This is a genomic window from Modicisalibacter luteus DSM 23508 (assembly GCF_000378505.1).
Taxonomy (GTDB): domain Bacteria; phylum Pseudomonadota; class Gammaproteobacteria; order Pseudomonadales; family Halomonadaceae; genus Modicisalibacter; species Modicisalibacter luteus.
This window is the reverse complement of sequence record NZ_KB899995.1, coordinates 204,369-220,186: the sequence shown is the minus strand read 5'-3', so window position 1 is coordinate 220,186 and position 15,818 is coordinate 204,369. Positions and strand designations below refer to the sequence as shown.

Below are 15,818 nucleotides of genomic sequence, written 5' to 3'. Positions count from 1 at the left end.
GCCATGCCGGCGCCAGGGCGAGTGGCTGCCATACTGCGTTGTCATCGGACTGCCGCATTTGGACACTAGCCTGAAGGCATCATGTCCTCCAGGAGACCGGCCCTTGCACATCGCCGACGTGACCATGTTTCATGCGCCGACCAGCGGCGGCGTCAGGACCTATCTACAAGCCAAGCATCGTCGCCTGGCCCAGTTGCCCGGCGTGCAGGCCAGCCTGCTCGTGCCCGGCGCCGAGGCCATGCAGCTCGGCAACCTGCATACACTGCCGGCGATGCATCTGCCTTTCGGGCAGGGCTATCGCTTTCCCTTGCACCGGCGTCGCTGGGCACAGGCGCTGACACGGCTGCGTCCGGATCTGATCGAGGCGGGCGACCCCTACATGACCGCCTGGTCCGCGCTGGATGCCGGGCAGCATCTGGGAGTGCCGGTAATCGGTTTCTATCATTCCGACCTGCCCCGCCTGATGGGGGATCGACTCGGCCCCGGTGTGGCGCGTCGTCTGGAACGCTATGTCGCTGATCTCTATAGCCGCTTCGACCGCGTGCTGGCCCCCTGCCGCTCGATGGCCGAGCGCCTCGGGCAATGGGGTGTACCCAACGTGCACCTGCAGCCGCTGGGCGTGGACCTGGATACCTTTCACCCCCGGCGCCGCGATCCTCTGCTGCGCGATATGCTGGGCCTGTCGCCGAACACCCGCTTGCTGGTGTTTGCCGGTCGAAACTCACGCGAAAAGAACATTCCTGAGCTGCTGGCCACTGCACAGCGTCTGGGCAGTCGCTATCACCTGCTGATTATGGGCCCGCACATGCCACGGCGCGTGCCGGACAACGTCACCGTCTTCAATCGCTACTGCGACAGCGATGAAGTGGCCCGCTGGTTCGCCAGTGCCGATGCGCTTGTCCACGCCGGCACCCGGGAAACATTCGGGTTAGTAGCGCTGGAAGCCATGGCCAGCGGCTTGCCGGTCGTAGGTGTTCGCGCCGGCGCGCTGCAGGAGAACATTCCGCTGGGTTGCGGTATCTTGTGTACACCCCACTCCCCCGATGCCATGGTCCAGGCGACCCAGGAGCTATTCTTGAACGACGCCAAGTCGATGGGGCGTCATGCCCGCCGCCATGTCGAGCGCCACTACCACTGGCACGCCGTCGTCGATACGCTGCTTGGGCACTATCGCAGCGTGCTCGGTGATAGCGTGATGCCCTCCGTCCAGCAACACGGCTGACGCCATGCGGCATGCCTTGTGGCTGCTGCCCGTCTCGCTGGCCCTGGCCCTGGCCATCCCTTTTGTGGTCGTAGGCCCGGCGCTGATGGGCACGTTGCTAGCCTTCCCGGGCGGCTACCTGACGTTCATGTTGGGTATGATCGGGCTGTGCTGGATCATCAATGCCTGGCGTCTGCGGCTGTTGCTGGCGGGACATGCACATGCCGTGAGCCCACCCCAGGCCTTGGCGACTGTCATGGCCACCGAGTTCGCCTTTTGCGCCACGCCCGGTGGCAGCGGTGGGCCGATCACCCTATACGGCTTGCTGGTCCGTCGCGGTGTTCCGGCATCCCGCGCCACGGCGGTCTTCGCCGCCGATCAGTTGACCGACCTGGTATTTTTCCTTGTCGCCCTGCTGTTCGTTGCCGTGTATGCCACGGTGGCTCTGCTCGATTCCCGCCTCGACTGGCTGATCGGCACCTCTATCGCCCTGCTCAGCATCGTGCTGGCCTTGGCATGGCTATGGCTGCGCCATACGTCGCGCTTTCTGGCCATCAGCGGCCAGTGGCTGGCAGGGCTACGGCTGCCCTGGCGCCTGCGCTTCGGCCTGGCCCGCCGTCTGTTGCGCTTTCGTCGTGCCCTGCTTGCCACGCTCGGCCTGTCACGCCGCCGGCTGGCGCTGGTCTTCATGCTTTGCTGTAGCCACTGGCTCCTGCGCTACAGCGTGCTTTACCTGGTCATCGAGGGGCTCGGTCACGACGTGGCCTGGGCGTGGACGTTTCTGGTCCAGATGCTATCGATGGCGGCGGGTCAGGTCAGCATGCTGCCGGGCGGCCTGGGCGGCGCCGAGCTGGCCTCGACGGCCCTGCTGACCCCATTGATCGGCCTGTCACAGGCCTCCGTGGCGGTATTGATCTGGCGCTTCGTGACCTTCCACTTCTATCTTCTGGCCGGCGCCCCCGTGTTCGTCTGCCTGTTCCACCGCCAGTTTCTTCTCCGCCGGCGCCTGTCGTGGCGCCGCTAGTCACGGCAGCACAGCGGTTACCAGCGTGGCCGGATACAGCCACAGGCTGGCCTTGGCCAACAGCAGGCCGAGCAGGGCGCCCGCAGCCACGTCACTCATGTAGTGCAATCCCAGCCCCACCCGTGAAGCGGCAATCAGCAGCGCCAGCGGGGCGATGATCGCCAGCAGCCAGGGTGCCGTCGCTGCAGTCAGGGTGGCAAAGCTCACCGCATGCATCGTGTGCCCGCTGGGAAAGCTATAGCGGTCCATTGGCGGCATCGTGCAGGGAATCGCCGTAAAGGTAATGAAGGGGCGCTCGCGGCACAGGCGCGTCTTGAGCAGGCGATAGACCATGATCCCGACCACGGCCGTCGTCGCGAACTGCACGACGACATGCCAGCCGGCATGGCCATGAATCAGTGGCTGACAGGCGATCAGCAACACCCATGCCGGCCAGTCACCCAAGCGGCTGGCCAGCCGCAGCAGGGCCAGCAATGGGCGGTAGTGGCAGAACAGGGCCAGACGTCGGCAGGCCTGCCACTCGACCAGATCGAGGCGTTCAAATACGGGAAAGCTGCGGTTTACCATCGGCCGTCTCCAGAAGCTGGCGCAGGATATCCAGGTACTGGTCGGCAATGTGCGACCAGCGTTGGCTTTCGACGCGCAGCCGCGCGGCGTTACCCAATTGGGAATAGCGCACCGGCTGCTGACACAGCGCAACGGCGGCATCGATGAAAGCCCGGTCGTCGCCGAACGGCACAACCAGCCCATTACGGCCGTTCTCGATCATCTCGGCAGCAGCAGCGTAGTCGAAGGCGACGATGCCCAGTGCGCTTGCCATGGCTTCGTTGACCACGTTGCCGTAGGTTTCCGATAGCGACGGGAATACGAACATATCGGCACTGGCGTAATGGCGGGCCAGGCTGTCGGCGTCGACGAAGCCGGTGAAGATGGCATTGGGCAGGCGCTTTTGCAGCGCGGCGCGCTGGGGGCCGTCACCGACCAGGACCGGCAGAAGATCGGGCTGGCAACGCTGCATGGCCTCGAAGGTTTCCGCCAGCAGGGTGAGGTTTTTCTCCTGGGCCAGACGGCCGACATGCAGCGCCACGGGTTGATGTTCGGTCACGCCCCAGGCACGGCGCAGTTCGCTGTCTCGTCGGTGCGGTCCAAAATGGTCGGCGTCAATCCCGCGCCCGAGGACATGCACGTTCTTGAAACCAATCGCGCTCAGCTCGGCAGCGCGTTGTGCGGTGGGCACCAGCGTGGCCTGGGTGCGGTTGTGAAAGTGGCGCAGGACCGTACATACCGGCCGTTTCATCCAGCCCACCCCATAATCACCGGCGTAGTGATCGAAGTTGGTATGGAAACCGCTGACCACCGGGATGCCGAGATGCCGGGCCAGGTTGAGTGCCGACCAGCCCAGCGGGCCTTCGGTGGCGATATAGAGAATATCAGGCCGGGCCTTGCGCCATAGCGCGGCCATGGCCCGGCGTGACGGTACGCCGAGTTGCACGTCCGTATAGCGCGGCACGCGAATTCCCCGAACCTGTAGCTCGTGCTCAATGCCTTCTGCCCGGGAGGGCACCTGCGGCGCTGGACGAATCAGCTGAACCTGCATGCCTCGCCGGATCAATTCCTGACTGATGTGGCCCAGTGTATGGGCTACGCCGTTGATATCCGGGGCCCAGGTTTCGCTGACCATGGCGATGCGCATGCCGTGTCCTCACGTCGTTGGCTGTGCTTACCACCCAGCTTCGCGGGACTTCATGACGAGGAAACGACAGTCGGTTGAACAGTCGATGACGCTTGCTCTGTCGGCGCCTATTTCATTGAGGCGCCAAATATGCCGCGGTCATCGATTCGACATCCGGAGCAGTTACGCTGCAGAGGTAGATAAAGGAAAACGGACATGCACAGCTTTCGACGCCCAGCAACAAATCATTGGTTAATTTCCAGGCAAGTCGGCCGATAACGGGAAATATCATTTGCTGGTCTCGGCAGCCGGATCCGGTTCGCTGCCCCGTCGGCCTACCACCCTGCCAACACCAAAGAGGCATGAAGCATCATGAGCGTGTTGCCCATACTTCTCGTCTGGGCCCATATCGGCTTCGTCATCACCCGGGGGCTACGTGCCCGACGCCGTATCGCCCATCTCTGCCGAACGTGGACAGGCCTGCCCATTCTGGTTGCAGCGGGCCCGCTCGTCTGGCTACTGGCGCTCGGCGAAGCACGCCGCAACAAGCTGCGCCCGGCATCCTGTGCGCGTGGCAAGCCCATGTGAGCAGTCGAACACCTGTTACGACCATTACAACTGCGTAGGTTCGAGGATTTCTCGAGCAATGGCACGTCCGGCCGGGGTCAGGTACAACCACTCCCCGTTCTGCAGGATGTGGCCCTGCTCGCGACTCCTCTGAACCACGCGTCGCGCCTTGGCGGCATCCCAGTGCAGGTGCTCGCGCAACGCCCGGGTGACATTTTCCACCGCCTGTTCCGGGCCGCTCTCATGGTTATACAGGTGGACGGCGAGGGTGCGATTCTCATTCATACGCCGTTGCTCCCGCCGCCTCGCCATTTGGGCAAGCAGGCCGTAATGGGGCCCGACCAGAAAGGCCAGCAGCAGGAACACCCCGGTCATGACTGCCATCATGCCGCCGATCGATACATCCCACATCACCGCCAGATAGTAGCCGGATACACTCGAAAGCACCGAGACCAGCGCGCCGTAAACGAACATCAGCCATAGTCGGTTGGTCAGCAGATAGGCTGTCGAGGGAGGGACGATGACGAAGGCCACGAACAGCACGGCGCCCACAGCATCGAACGCCGCCACGGCCGTACTACTGGTCAGCATGAGCAGCGCATAGAACAGCACCCCGGGTGCGAAGCCCAGCGCCTTCGCCAGCGGAGCGTCGAAAGTGGCAAGCTTGAGCTCTTTGTAAAACAGCAGCACGAAAAGGCCGTTGATCAGGGTCATGCCACCCATGGAGAGCAATGATATCGGCACGCGAAAGTCGCCGAGGGTCACGGTGTCGAGCCACACGAAGCCGATTTCGCCCAGCAGCACGGTATGGGTATCGATATGCACGTCGCGGGCGTACAGGTTGAGCAACAACACCCCGATAGAGAACAGCACCGGGAAGACCAGGCCGATGGCGGCATCCTCCTTCACGCGCTGCGTATTGATGAGCAGCTCGGTCAGAAACACCGTAAGAATGCCGGTGAGTGCCGCCCCCACGATCTGTATGGGGCCGCTTTGCTGATGAGTTAGTAGCCAGACGATCACGATGCCGAACACGATGGAATGGCCGATGGCATCCGAAAGCATGCTGGAACCGCGCAGGACCAGAAACGTGCCGACCAATGACGAGGCGATGCCCACCAGCATGCCGACCAGCATGATCATCAGCGGAATGTTATCGAAGAAGGCGGCCAGCATCAGAGCTCCTCCCGCCCCAGCGACTCGAGGATACGCTCGGCTTCGCTGAGCCCCGCCGGCGTCAGTACCCACTGCCCCGCCGTATTCGGTTCTTCGGGGGGAGGCGCATGATGCACGACGTAGCCCCGGCGGTGCAGCTTGTGCAGGGCTCGCTGGGTGCTGATGCCATGATAGGTATCGATCATGCCCTGTCCGGACCGGTAGGTGGAGTCGGCATGGGCGGCGGCGAGCTGGTAGAGCGTAGTCAGCACCTGCTGGTAGCGCAGACGCCGGCGGCTGCGCCGAAGCCGTACGGCCTCCCAAACGAAGCCGCGCTCCGGCGCGAACAGTAGTGAGACAAGAACTACGCTCGACACGCTGAGAATGATCAACGGTCCGGTGGCCAGCCCGCGTGACAGGGCGCTCAGCAAGGCGCCAAAGATCCCGCCACTCACACCGATGACTGCCGCCAGCGTGACCATGCCCTCCAGTCTGTGACTCCACTGACGCGCTGCGACTGCCGGCGCGATGACCATGGCCGCCATCAGCACGACACCGACCATTTGTAGCCCTACCACCACGGCCAAGGCGATCATTACCGTCAACAGGACATCCAGCCAGACCACGGGCAGGCCCAGCGAGGCCGCGAAACCGGGGTCGAAGGAAACCAGCTTGAACTCCTTCCACAGCAACGCCACCAACCCCAGGGCAGCAACGGTAATGCCCCCCATGATCCACAGGTCGCTACGCAGGGTCGCTGCAGCCTGGCCGAACAGAAAGGAATCGAGGCCGCCCTGCGAGGCATTGTTCATGCCTTGGATGTAAGTCAGCAGCACCACGCCAAGGGCGAAGAAGGTACTCAGCGTAATGCCCAGCCCGGCATCGGTCTTGAGCCGGCTGTTGCGGGTCAGAACCAGCATCAAAAGCGCCGCCAGCGCCCCGGAGACAAGTGCACCAAGCAGAATGCTGCCCATATTCCGGGTACCGGCAATGATAAAGCCAATGCACACCCCGGGAAGTGCCGCATGCGAGAGGGTATCGCCAAGCAGGCTCTGCTTGCGCAGCACGGCAAAGCTACCCAGCACCCCACTGATCAAGCCCAGCAGGGCCGCTCCGATCACGACGTTCTGGATGGTGTAGTCCTGCAACCAGTCGAGCATTGTCATGGCAGCTTCTCGGTCACCGGCACGTCACGCTCCTGCGGCGGCAGGAATGCACTCTCGTCGAGCAGGGCAATCTGGCCACCATAGGCCTTGCGCAGATTGGCCGCGGTATAGACATCACCGACCTCGCCCTGGGCGACGACACGTACGTTGAGTAGCAGCAGCCAGTCGAAGTAGGTCCGCACGGTCTGCAGATCATGGTGTACCACGATCACGGTCTTGCCCTCGTCACGCAGCCGCCGCAGGATGTCGACGATGGCCTTTTCGGTAGTGGCATCGACCCCCGCCATGGGCTCATCGAGGAAGTAGACATCCGCATTCTGCACCAGTGCCCGGGCGAGAAACACGCGCTGCTGCTGCCCGCCGGACAGCTGACTGATCTGCCGCTGCGCGAAGTCCTGCATGCCTACCTTTTCCAGCGCCTGCATGGCTTCCTGGCGCTCACGCCGCCCCGGCCGTTTCAGCCACCCCAGGCGGCCATAAAGCCCCATGGTGACCACGTCCAATGCGGTGGTGGGAAAGTCCCAGTCGACGCTGGAACGCTGCGGCACGTACCCTACACGACGGCGCTGGTCCTTGTAGGGCCGACCGAACAGCGTGACATGTCCTGCAACCACGGGAACCAGCCCCAGCACGCTCTTGATCAGCGTGCTCTTGCCGGCGCCGTTGGGGCCGACGATGGCGGCCATCACACCGGGCGGAACATCGAAGTCGATGTCCCACAATACCGGCTTGCTCTGGTAACTGACGGTCAGGTCTTCGACGTGCAACGCCAGATTCGGCTCGTGCAGCTCTGCCATGTTCACGGTCCTATGAATGCGCCCCGTTCGTGCCGCCAGGTCCTGAGGCGTTCTCATGTGTTTGATCGGTGGCGATATCCCACCGCTGCGCCCAGCCATTCAGGGCGTCGGGCAACGGAGGCAGCTTGCCGCCCAGTGCCTCGACGATGTGGCGGGTATTGAAATAGAGCATGCCAAGGTAGGTCCCGCCGGCCGTACCGGCTTCCCCCATGGCGTCCGAGTAGAGCTGCCCCCCGATCGATACCGGCTGGCCCTGCTGTCTCGCCGCGTTGATCACGGCCTGGACGGTCCGCGGATTGATGGTGCTTTCGACGAATATGGCCGGCACCTTGCGCTCGACGACGACATTGGCCATTTCGCGGATGTCCGCAATCCCGGTCTCGGCTTCCGTGCTGATGCCCTGGATGCCGGCCACCTCGATACCGTAGGCGCGCCCGTAGTAGTTGAAGGCGTCATGGGCGGTAACCAGAATGCGTTGCTCGTCGGGAATGGTCGCGATGCTACGGCGGATCCAGTCATGCAGGGCCTCGAGCTGGGAAGCATAATCCTCGGCGTTCTGCTGGATCGTATCTGCGCAGCCCGGGCGCTGCTCGATCAGCGCCTCGGTTATGGTCGGAATGGTCTGTGCCCACAGATCGGCGGCCATCCACAGGTGGGGATCGATGCCGTAGCTGTCCTGGACGGTAATCAAGGTATCTCTGTCAATGGAGGCGGGGGCTACGGCAAGCGTGGGCTTGATCTCACCAAAGCGCTCCAGCACCTCACCGAGCTGGCCTTCCAGGGAATAGCCTGAATAGAGAATGAGATCGGCTTTCTGCAGGGTATTCACATCCCTGGCACTCGCCTGATAAAGGTGTGGATCGACACCCGGGCCCATGAGGGCCATCACCTCGGCGCAATCACCACCAACATGTTCGACGACGTCGCCAAGCATGCCAATGGTGGTCACAACCTTGAGTGGCGCTACCGGCTTCGCCTGACTCGGCAGTGCCCCCAGCAGCAGGGCCACCAATACCCCCCCTACCAAACCTTGTCTCATCTTTCCTCCAGCTGACCCCGGCTAAACTATATAGCCTTTGCTATATAGCTAGGCAAAACCTCGCCTCGCGTCAAGGCCTCTCCGTCCAGCAGCGCGGCTTGGTATCTTCAGGATTTTTTCAGGAATTGCTCGAATGCGGCGAGAGTCTCGCTACTGACATGGTGCTCGATGCCCTCGGCATCGATACGGGCAGTATCCGCGCTCACCCCCATTCGACACAACACGGCTTCGACGATCATGTGGCGACGGCGGCTCGCCGCTGCCAGCCTTTCTCCCTCTTTGGTCAGGAAGAGTCCGCGATAGGGGCGCTTGATGATCAGCCCCTCCTCGACGAGACGATTGAGCATCTTGGCGACCGTCGGCTGTGTCACACCGAGACGCCGAGCGATATCGACCTGACGTGCCTCGCCTTCATCGCTGATCAGGTCATCGATCAGCTCGACGTAGTCCTCGAAAAGCTCTGTACGACGGGCATCCCGAGCTTTGCGGAACCCCTCGACATGACTGTCGGGCGCCATCAGGGATTCACGACTGGCATCGAAGTGGGAGGTCATTGGCTACCAGCAACCTTGAACAGGGAAAGAACGGTCGAACTCCATCATGCCCATGAGGAAGAGGATTGCAACTTCAAAGGGTAGGTTGAAGCGTATCGTGGTTACCAGCCGATCGCTCGGAATGCGTCAAACTGACGCGGCCAGGCATACGCCAAACCCCGCCTGGGATAGCATGGCGCTTTCTTCTATCGCGTTGGTTGCTCATGCCGCGTCGTCGCCATGCTCGGACTTACCGACACGCTGTCTCACTGGCGCTGATCGCCATGCTGCTGCTGGTGACCGGCCCGGTCATTGGCCAGCTCAGCGCTTTCGATGACCTGGGGCATCATCTTCACTCAGATGCCTCGAGGTCAGCCATGACATCAGCGACAACATCTGCGCAGCATCCTCCCCTTTCGGAAGCAATCGGCTGGCACGCGCAGTGCGGCTATTGTTCATTATTTCAGCACTTTCCCGTTCTTCCCGGTGCGCTGACGCCAGCGGCACGCCTCGCCCTCTGGGCCGCCGGGCAGCCTCTGGCCTCACCGCAGGCCGCACATGGGCACCTTGCGGTCTTCCCCAATGCCTTGTCCCGGGCGCCGCCAGCCATTTTTCGTTGAGCTGCGACGATGACCCGCCGCTGTCGGTGTGTGAGGCCTCTGTCTGCCTGCGCACAGGTCCCATGGCTGCGGCACCCATACCTACCCGCTAGGCGACAGGCCCAGCGTGTCTTGTGAGAAAAATTTTATGTCCCGTACCCGACGTGACGCCAACGATCTTTACCGCGCCGTCTGGCGCTGGCATTTCTATGCCGGGCTGGTCGCCCTTCCCTTTTTGATACTGCTGGCAGCCACCGGCGCGCTGTACCTGTTCAAGGACGAGGTCGAGCAGTGGTGGTATGCTGACATGCTGCAGGTGGAAGCGCAGTCGACAGCGCCCGTCTCGGCCCAGGCCCAGTTGGATGCGGCACTCACGGCCCAGCCGGGCGAGGCGTTCCGCTATGTCACACCTGCCGCCCCTGACTTGGCTACCGAGGTCGACATCCGAACTGCCGACGGCGGCAAGCGAGCCGTCTATGTCGACCCTTACACCGGCGACGTGACCGGCACCCTGCCCTATCGAGGCAGCGTAATGTGGACGATACGCCACCTGCATAGCCTCAACTATTTCGGCTCTGCCGCGAGCATGATCATCGAGATCGTGGCCGGCTGGTCGATTCTGCTGGTGTTGACCGGTATCTACCTGTGGTGGCCGCGCGGCCAACGCGGCGGTGTGGTCACGGTACGCTCGCGCCCGACGAAGCGCCTGTTCTGGCGCGACCTGCATGCGGTCACGGGTCTGTTCGTCGGGGGCTTCATCCTGTTCCTGGCCGTGACCGGCATGCCCTGGTCGACGGTATGGGGCAGCAAGGTCAACGAAATCGCCAACGGCAATAATTTCGGTTACCCCGACGGGGTTCGCGTCAACGTGCCGATGTCGGATACCCGGCTGGCCGAGCGTGAGCTGACTCCGTGGTCGCTGGAACAGGCGCAACTGCCCGCTTCAACAGCGAGTCACGCCCCGGCCATGGGACTCGACCGTGCGATTGCCCGGTTCGATACGCTGGGCCTGGCTCCAGGCTATGCGGTCAGCCTACCCAATGGCGCCGACGACGCGATCACCGGCTCGATCTACCCCGACGACCTCAGCCAGCAGCGGGTCGTTCATATCGACCAGTACACAGGCGAACCGCTGCTCGATATGAGTTATGCCGACTATGGCCCGCTGGGCCGTACCCTCGAATGGGGCGTCAATGTCCATCTGGGTCAGGAATTCGGGGTCGTCAACCAGGTCGTGCTGGCGTTGGCCTGCGCCGGAATCGTACTGCTGTGCGTGGCCTCGGGCGTCATGTGGTGGATGCGCCGGCCCAGCGGACGGCTCGGTGTACCGCCGGCACCGCAGGATCCACGCAAGCTGCGTGGCGTCCTGGCATTGCTCGCCATCGGTGGGGTGATCTTTCCGCTGGTAGGCGCCTCGATGATCGTGATGGCGTTGATCGATGCGGGAATCCGTCACCGGGCGGCGCGCCCCGCTGCCGGAACTACAAGTTAACGATTCGGGGATAGCCCATCGGCACATACGAACGTAAAGTATGACGCGCCCGGGCCGCCCGCAGCGAGCGGCCCGGGCCTGCTTCATTGGCATTGCCTGGAGAACGTCCCCATGCTGTCTCGTCTGTTTAGATATATCGCACCCTGGCTTACCCTCATTGGCTTCGTGCCCATGACAGCACTGGCCCACCCGCATGGCTGGGTGGATTACCGCGTGATCCTGCATTTCGATGACCAAGCGCACGTTATCGCCCTGGAGCAGGTCTGGAAGATGGACCCGTTCTACAGCCTGACGCTGACCGAAGAACTGGCCCAGGCGGAAGGCGATGAGAGCATGGAAGAACGGCTGGACATGCTCGGCGAGGAAATCGCCAACAACCTGCGTGGCGAGCATTACCTGACTCATGTCACGCATGCTGGAGACAACGTCGCGCTGGGAAACCTGCGTGACTACACCATTCGCCAGGGTGAGGACCACCGCCTGACATTCCGCTTCGTGGTACCACTGGCCGAACCACTGGCGCTTGAGGGTTCGCCGCTTACCTGGCAGATCTACGACGACACCTATTACATCGAGTTTCTGTACGACCAGGACATCGGTACACCGATTGACCTGTACAACGCCCCCACCGACTGCACCAGCCGCGTCATCGCCGCGGCCCCTGACCCGCAGCGGGTCGCCGACGCGGCAGCGCTGGACAGGGACGCCACCGCCCCAAGCGGGCTGGGGCATTTCTTTGCGGAAACCGGAGAAGTGACATGTCCCGCCCGCTAGCCGTACTGATCGCCCTTCTGCCCCTGCTGGGGGTGGCTCTGCTGACCATGACCGACACCGGGCAGGTTCTGGCTCAGGCCATCATGGCACAGACACACGATTGGCAGCGTGAGCTGCATCGCGGCCTGACACTCTCGACGATGGCGTTGTCGCGTCAGCCATCGCTCGATACCAGCCTGAGCCTGATGGCGCTCAGCCTGGGCTATGGCGTGTTTCATGCCCTTGGCCCGGGTCACGGCAAGGCCGTGATCACCGCCTACCTGCTGTCGCATCCCACCGCTCTGCGCCGTGGCCTGGTGCTGACCGTGGCCGCCGCGCTGTTGCAGGGCCTGGTGGCGATTCTACTCGTCGGTGTCATGGTATGGGGGATGGGCCTGCTGACCCGTGAAGCCATGGCCCAGACGGGGCTTCTCGAACAGGCTAGCTTCGTCGTCCTGGCCGGGCTTGGCGCCTGGCTGACCTGGCGCGCCCTGACCCGGCTCAAGCGCAGCCTCGACCGATTACCGCGCAAGTCTGACGCCGCCGAACCTCGTGCGTCTTCCCTGGCATTTGATGGCATGGCTTTCAAAGGCATGGACAGCGCCTCCCATGCTGCCCCAATGCTGACGTCTACTGCCCCCCATGCCGACACGGCATGCAAGCATTGTGGTGGTCATCACCATATCGATCCTGGGGTTACCCGCGATGCCAGGGAAAGCCTGGGCGCCCTGTTGGCCATTGGCCTTCGGCCCTGTAGCGGTGCGGTCATGGTACTCGGCGTGTCCAGCCTGCTGGGGTACTGGTGGGCCGGCGTGTTGGCGGTGCTCGCCATGTCGGTGGGCACGGCCGTGACCACGTCGTGCCTGGCCGTGTTCGCCGTCTTCGCCCGACAGCGGGCGACGCGCCTGCTGTCGCGTACGACACCGCATTGGCAAGCCCTGGCCGGCCATGGGTTCGCACTTTGCGGGGGTATTCTCATACTGGCGCTGGGTCTCGGCCTGCTGCTCAGTACTCCAGAAATGACCGGACCGGGGTTGCAGGGCGCGCTGAGATAAGCCTTAACGACACAGCCTGCCCAAGCTACTACCTGATAAGTAACATGTTGCTCTTCAGGTATCCCGCTCCGAACCGTCTCCGGTATCGGAGCGCTCGGGCGGCTCACGCGACTCCGAAGGAAACACATGATTCCTTGCAGGCTCACGCGCATCCGGCCTACGCCACCGTGAATCAGGCAACGCGTCGGAGCGAGGACCGTAACGCCGGCTATCGGCTTCGGGACCATACCGCCGCTCATCGTACTGGGGGCCATAGCGGCGCACCCCGGGGCGCGATGAGTCGTCATCCTTGAAACCAGCAGACGGTTGTTCCGGGCCAGCCTGAGCGACTGTTATCATGGCGTCAAAGCCGGTCAGGACGAACACGCATACGGCCACCTTTACCAAAAGACTGGAATACGAAAAGACACGCAAGACCTTGGCGCTATGTTTTAGTCGACAGCCGCCTGTCGTATGGTCTGCCTTATATGCTATCCGCTGTTGATCGTCTCGCATGTTCGGCCCTCTTACCAGCGCTGGCATCATGCATCGGGATATTGCAGAACAGACGGGCAAGACGCAGTTGTCAATGTTCCCGGGAGCAGGCGGTATAAACGAACGAAGCCGGCCAAAGGCCGGCTTCAACGTCCACTTGCCCTGTTGTGCGAAGGTCAGTCGAGCAAGTGAATGAAGCATAACGTTGGCATATTGCTAATGTATGACACACAGTATCGATGAGTACTGTAAGCCTTACCATTACGCGCGAACCCGATATCGTTCACGCTGTCAAAATAGCTGCTAGAATGGCTTGCCCAGAGCCATCGCAGGAGAGCCCATGAGCGAAAACTTCAAAGACTTCGAAGATGCCCTGATCTCGTCACGGGATGACTTTATTGTCCGTCAGAATAAAGCCGTTGAGCACGCCAGGGAGCAGTTTGGAAAAAGGAACGTGAAGGAAAAGAAACTCGAGCGGCCTAGGCTTTCTCGCTCTCAACCAGTCTCTTCTTCCGACAGTTTCAAGACCGGCCATATCGTACGCTTGGCGGTGCGCAGGAAACAAATTGCTCTTGATGAAATGTTTGAGTACAAGTCCGATAAGCTATCGAAGCTAGAAGCCCGCCTAGATGCCGAGAAAGCAGCCAAGAAGGCCGGCTATCCGATCATTGGGTACGTCTATTCTATAGATAAACTATAGTTAGCGATTTTGCGTTATGTCCGCGCGTTGAGCCCCAGATTGGAAGGATCCGCGCTCTAACGTTTCGTGTCGCATGCTTGGATAATCCCTTCGAGGTCAGGCAATCCCTCAGGCAGCACCCAGCGCGATCAAGAATGCTTGATATGCTTACGTTACCGTTGCCAGACTATTATGGGGTTAAACTAAGCTAATAAAAAACGACCGATCCTGTTAGGACCGGTCGCTGCTTATCGCTTAGTAGCGACAGACTTATTCTTCAATACGAACCAACCAGGACTCGACTGTCTCGTCGCCGTGCTCTTCTTTCCACGCCTTGAGAGTCTTCTGATTGCCGCCGCGGGTCTCCACGACTTCACCAGTGTTAGGATTCTTGTAGATCTTCAGTCGACGCTTGCGGCGTCCGCCGCCGTTTGCCGGCTGGGATACTTTAGTTTCCGCCGGCTTGCCGGGCTGAAGCAGCTCGATAACGTCGGCAGCACTCTTGTCGAAATCTTTCATCAGTGCTTCGAGCTTGTTCTTGAATTCAAGCTCACGCTGGAAGCCCTGATCGCCTTCAAGCTGCTTGAGCTCTTCGCTCAGTTGCTTCAATAGACGTTCTTTCTCAACATACTTCTGCAAAGTCGATGACATTTACTTACCCTTTGATGAATTCAAATCAGTTGCGGGAAATATAACAGATAAACAATAACGCAGCCAACAAGAAAAGCACTTCAGAGTCTTTGCCTATTCTAGGTAGCCGTATCACTTGATCCCAGCCCCGCCCGTTGGCTGAAAACTATCCTTTCAATGAATAAACGCAATTTGCTCGTTAGCATTCTAAGCAGCAGCTACGACAGGTGATTTCCGGCAGGGCTTTTACCCATGTTAACGTTGCGCCTTAACCTAACATCCTGTGGTTACCGCATCTGGCGGTGGGTTAACTGCCAATTGCACTACGCATTGATATATTGCAGGCAAGTCTCCTCGGCAGGCTAACGAGTGCGGTATCGTTGCAGCCACGTTTAACCCCAAAGTGAGCCCGATGAATCCCAACGACCTCAAGAAGCTGGTGGAATGGAGAATGCCGTTCGGCAAGTACCAGGGGCGCCTGTTGGCCGACCTGCCCGGCCCCTACCTCAATTGGTTCGCTCGCGAGGGTTTTCCCACGGGAGAGCTCGGCAAGTTGCTGGCCTTGATGCATGAGATCGATCATAACGGCCTGAATGATCTACTAGAGCCGTTGCGCTAAAGAGCATCAGAGGAGTACTTCCAGTAGATAGGCATGCCGTACCCCATCCTTGTGCTACCTTGTAGATAAACAAAACCAACAAGCCAGCGAACGGAGGAGCCCATGTTCGAGGCCTTCGAATTCTCCGCTACAAGTCAGCGCGGCGAGCCTGTCACATTGGTCGCTTTTCTTCAGTTTACAGAAGATGCCCAGCCAGATGGTGAGACCGCCTATCGACTCGGGCCGATCCAACTCTCGACGACGGATGGGCGTCCCGTGAATTATGTCAGCGGCCAGTTTCAATTCGTCTGCCAGGATGGCTGCGATGCATTCACGACCGATGATGAAGACGTCCTGAACCTACTCATGATGTAACTTCTTGCG

Annotated in this window: 19 protein-coding genes; 10 read left to right on the top strand and 9 right to left on the bottom strand. The window is 61.2% G+C overall.

Annotated elements, in window-relative coordinates; all coding sequences use genetic code 11:
- Window positions 1–103 precede the first annotated feature (103 nt).
- Both gpgS and gpgF read left to right on the top strand, forming a co-directional pair.
- Window positions 104–1,222 carry an N-acetylglucosaminyl phosphatidylglycerol synthase gene (gpgS, locus tag F568_RS0112115; RefSeq protein ID WP_019018998.1) on the top strand — a complete coding sequence of 373 codons (1,119 nt, stop codon included), beginning with the start codon at window positions 104–106 and terminating at the stop codon, window positions 1,220–1,222.
- 4 nt (window positions 1,223–1,226) lie between these two features.
- Window positions 1,227–2,225: a glucosaminyl phosphatidylglycerol flippase gene (gene gpgF / locus F568_RS0112110; RefSeq protein WP_019018997.1), complete on the top strand. Its 999-nt coding sequence runs from the start codon at window positions 1,227–1,229 to the stop codon at window positions 2,223–2,225.
- Here the strand turns inward: gpgF and F568_RS0112105 are convergent, their stop codons facing one another.
- Window positions 2,226–2,792: a phosphatase PAP2 family protein gene (locus tag F568_RS0112105; protein ID WP_019018996.1), complete on the bottom strand. Its 567-nt coding sequence runs from the start codon at window positions 2,790–2,792 to the stop codon at window positions 2,226–2,228.
- Entirely contained in the window at window positions 2,764–3,918 is a 1,155-nt protein-coding gene (locus F568_RS0112100; protein ID WP_019018995.1) for a glycosyltransferase family 4 protein, read from the bottom strand. The genes F568_RS0112105 and F568_RS0112100 overlap by 29 nt, the downstream gene beginning before the upstream one ends.
- A 351-nt stretch (window positions 3,919–4,269) precedes the next feature.
- Here F568_RS0112100 and F568_RS0112095 point away from each other — a divergent pair, with 351 nt between their 5' ends.
- Window positions 4,270–4,485: a hypothetical protein gene (locus F568_RS0112095; RefSeq protein WP_019018994.1), complete on the top strand. Its 216-nt coding sequence runs from the start codon at window positions 4,270–4,272 to the stop codon at window positions 4,483–4,485.
- Window positions 4,486–4,509: 24 nt separating this feature from the next.
- Here the strand turns inward: F568_RS0112095 and F568_RS0112090 are convergent, their stop codons facing one another.
- From F568_RS0112090 to mntR, 5 genes are all read right to left on the bottom strand, one after another.
- The gene (locus tag F568_RS0112090) at window positions 4,510–5,640 is read right to left on the bottom strand and encodes a metal ABC transporter permease (protein WP_019018993.1); all 1,131 of its coding nucleotides are present in this window, start codon (window positions 5,638–5,640) and stop codon (window positions 4,510–4,512) included.
- Window positions 5,640–6,785 carry a metal ABC transporter permease gene (locus F568_RS0112085; protein ID WP_019018992.1) on the bottom strand — a complete coding sequence of 382 codons (1,146 nt, stop codon included), beginning with the start codon at window positions 6,783–6,785 and terminating at the stop codon, window positions 5,640–5,642. The genes F568_RS0112090 and F568_RS0112085 overlap by 1 nt, the downstream gene beginning before the upstream one ends.
- Window positions 6,782–7,582, bottom strand: a complete 801-nt coding sequence (locus F568_RS22855) for a metal ABC transporter ATP-binding protein (RefSeq protein WP_019018991.1) — start codon at window positions 7,580–7,582, stop codon at window positions 6,782–6,784. The genes F568_RS0112085 and F568_RS22855 overlap by 4 nt, the downstream gene beginning before the upstream one ends.
- Before the next feature lie 10 nt (window positions 7,583–7,592).
- Window positions 7,593–8,621 carry a metal ABC transporter solute-binding protein, Zn/Mn family gene (locus F568_RS22850; RefSeq protein WP_019018990.1) on the bottom strand — a complete coding sequence of 343 codons (1,029 nt, stop codon included), beginning with the start codon at window positions 8,619–8,621 and terminating at the stop codon, window positions 7,593–7,595.
- Window positions 8,622–8,728: 107 nt separating this feature from the next.
- Complete coding sequence (gene mntR / locus F568_RS0112070; RefSeq protein ID WP_019018989.1) at window positions 8,729–9,175, bottom strand: manganese-binding transcriptional regulator MntR; 447 nt, start codon at window positions 9,173–9,175, stop codon at window positions 8,729–8,731.
- A 203-nt stretch (window positions 9,176–9,378) separates the two neighbouring features.
- On the opposite strand from mntR, the gene F568_RS24450 reads away from it, so the two are divergent.
- From F568_RS24450 to F568_RS0112050, 4 genes are all read left to right on the top strand, one after another.
- Window positions 9,379–9,774 carry a DUF2946 domain-containing protein gene (locus tag F568_RS24450; protein WP_083933030.1) on the top strand — a complete coding sequence of 132 codons (396 nt, stop codon included), beginning with the start codon at window positions 9,379–9,381 and terminating at the stop codon, window positions 9,772–9,774.
- 127 nt (window positions 9,775–9,901) lie between these two features.
- Window positions 9,902–11,245, top strand: a complete 1,344-nt coding sequence (locus F568_RS0112060; RefSeq protein WP_019018987.1) for a PepSY-associated TM helix domain-containing protein — start codon at window positions 9,902–9,904, stop codon at window positions 11,243–11,245.
- A 111-nt stretch (window positions 11,246–11,356) separates the two neighbouring features.
- On the top strand, window positions 11,357–12,019 hold the full coding sequence (locus tag F568_RS0112055) for a DUF1007 family protein (RefSeq protein WP_019018986.1): 663 nt from the start codon (window positions 11,357–11,359) through the stop codon (window positions 12,017–12,019).
- Entirely contained in the window at window positions 12,004–13,053 is a 1,050-nt protein-coding gene (locus tag F568_RS0112050) for a nickel/cobalt transporter (RefSeq protein ID WP_019018985.1), read from the top strand. Before F568_RS0112055 ends, F568_RS0112050 begins: the two co-directional genes overlap by 16 nt.
- 54 nt (window positions 13,054–13,107) lie before the next feature.
- On the opposite strand, the gene F568_RS24990 is transcribed toward F568_RS0112050, so the two are convergent.
- Entirely contained in the window at window positions 13,108–13,419 is a 312-nt protein-coding gene (locus tag F568_RS24990; RefSeq protein WP_156817433.1) for a hypothetical protein, read from the bottom strand.
- Between the two features lie 448 nt (window positions 13,420–13,867).
- Here F568_RS24990 and F568_RS0112045 point away from each other — a divergent pair, with 448 nt between their 5' ends.
- Window positions 13,868–14,227 (top strand): hypothetical protein, encoded by a 360-nt coding sequence (locus F568_RS0112045; protein ID WP_019018984.1) that lies wholly within the window; start codon window positions 13,868–13,870, stop codon window positions 14,225–14,227.
- A gap of 249 nt (window positions 14,228–14,476) precedes the next feature.
- Here the strand turns inward: F568_RS0112045 and F568_RS0112040 are convergent, their stop codons facing one another.
- Window positions 14,477–14,857 (bottom strand): histone-like nucleoid-structuring protein, MvaT/MvaU family, encoded by a 381-nt coding sequence (locus tag F568_RS0112040; protein ID WP_026300511.1) that lies wholly within the window; start codon window positions 14,855–14,857, stop codon window positions 14,477–14,479.
- Between the two features lie 391 nt (window positions 14,858–15,248).
- Between F568_RS0112040 and F568_RS0112035 the strand changes: the two genes are divergently transcribed.
- Together F568_RS0112035 and F568_RS0112030 are read left to right on the top strand one after the other, a co-directional pair.
- Window positions 15,249–15,455 (top strand): DUF3820 family protein, encoded by a 207-nt coding sequence (locus F568_RS0112035; protein ID WP_019018982.1) that lies wholly within the window; start codon window positions 15,249–15,251, stop codon window positions 15,453–15,455.
- 102 nt (window positions 15,456–15,557) lie between these two features.
- Window positions 15,558–15,809 (top strand): hypothetical protein, encoded by a 252-nt coding sequence (locus F568_RS0112030; protein ID WP_019018981.1) that lies wholly within the window; start codon window positions 15,558–15,560, stop codon window positions 15,807–15,809.
- The last annotated feature ends 9 nt before the right edge of the window (window positions 15,810–15,818 follow it).

What these genes read in the sequence shown, in the direction of transcription:
- F568_RS0112040 (WP_026300511.1), bottom strand. Translation starts at nt 14,857, where the DNA reads ATGTCATCGACTTTGCAGAAGTATGTTGAGAAAGAACGTCTATTGAAG.
- F568_RS0112060 (WP_019018987.1), top strand. Translation starts at nt 9,902, where the DNA reads ATGTCCCGTACCCGACGTGACGCCAACGATCTTTACCGCGCCGTCTGG.
- F568_RS0112090 (WP_019018993.1), bottom strand. Translation starts at nt 5,640, where the DNA reads ATGCTGGCCGCCTTCTTCGATAACATTCCGCTGATGATCATGCTGGTC.
- gpgF (WP_019018997.1), top strand. Translation starts at nt 1,227, where the DNA reads ATGCGGCATGCCTTGTGGCTGCTGCCCGTCTCGCTGGCCCTGGCCCTG.
- F568_RS0112055 (WP_019018986.1), top strand. Translation starts at nt 11,357, where the DNA reads ATGCTGTCTCGTCTGTTTAGATATATCGCACCCTGGCTTACCCTCATT.
- F568_RS22855 (WP_019018991.1), bottom strand. Translation starts at nt 7,582, where the DNA reads ATGGCAGAGCTGCACGAGCCGAATCTGGCGTTGCACGTCGAAGACCTG.
- F568_RS0112100 (WP_019018995.1), bottom strand. Translation starts at nt 3,918, where the DNA reads ATGCGCATCGCCATGGTCAGCGAAACCTGGGCCCCGGATATCAACGGC.
- F568_RS0112095 (WP_019018994.1), top strand. Translation starts at nt 4,270, where the DNA reads ATGAGCGTGTTGCCCATACTTCTCGTCTGGGCCCATATCGGCTTCGTC.
- F568_RS0112050 (WP_019018985.1), top strand. Translation starts at nt 12,004, where the DNA reads ATGTCCCGCCCGCTAGCCGTACTGATCGCCCTTCTGCCCCTGCTGGGG.
- F568_RS0112035 (WP_019018982.1), top strand. Translation starts at nt 15,249, where the DNA reads ATGAATCCCAACGACCTCAAGAAGCTGGTGGAATGGAGAATGCCGTTC.
- F568_RS0112045 (WP_019018984.1), top strand. Translation starts at nt 13,868, where the DNA reads ATGAGCGAAAACTTCAAAGACTTCGAAGATGCCCTGATCTCGTCACGG.
- F568_RS0112085 (WP_019018992.1), bottom strand. Translation starts at nt 6,785, where the DNA reads ATGACAATGCTCGACTGGTTGCAGGACTACACCATCCAGAACGTCGTG.
- F568_RS0112105 (WP_019018996.1), bottom strand. Translation starts at nt 2,792, where the DNA reads ATGGTAAACCGCAGCTTTCCCGTATTTGAACGCCTCGATCTGGTCGAG.
- F568_RS0112030 (WP_019018981.1), top strand. Translation starts at nt 15,558, where the DNA reads ATGTTCGAGGCCTTCGAATTCTCCGCTACAAGTCAGCGCGGCGAGCCT.
- mntR (WP_019018989.1), bottom strand. Translation starts at nt 9,175, where the DNA reads ATGACCTCCCACTTCGATGCCAGTCGTGAATCCCTGATGGCGCCCGAC.
- F568_RS22850 (WP_019018990.1), bottom strand. Translation starts at nt 8,621, where the DNA reads ATGAGACAAGGTTTGGTAGGGGGGGTATTGGTGGCCCTGCTGCTGGGG.
- F568_RS24450 (WP_083933030.1), top strand. Translation starts at nt 9,379, where the DNA reads ATGCCGCGTCGTCGCCATGCTCGGACTTACCGACACGCTGTCTCACTG.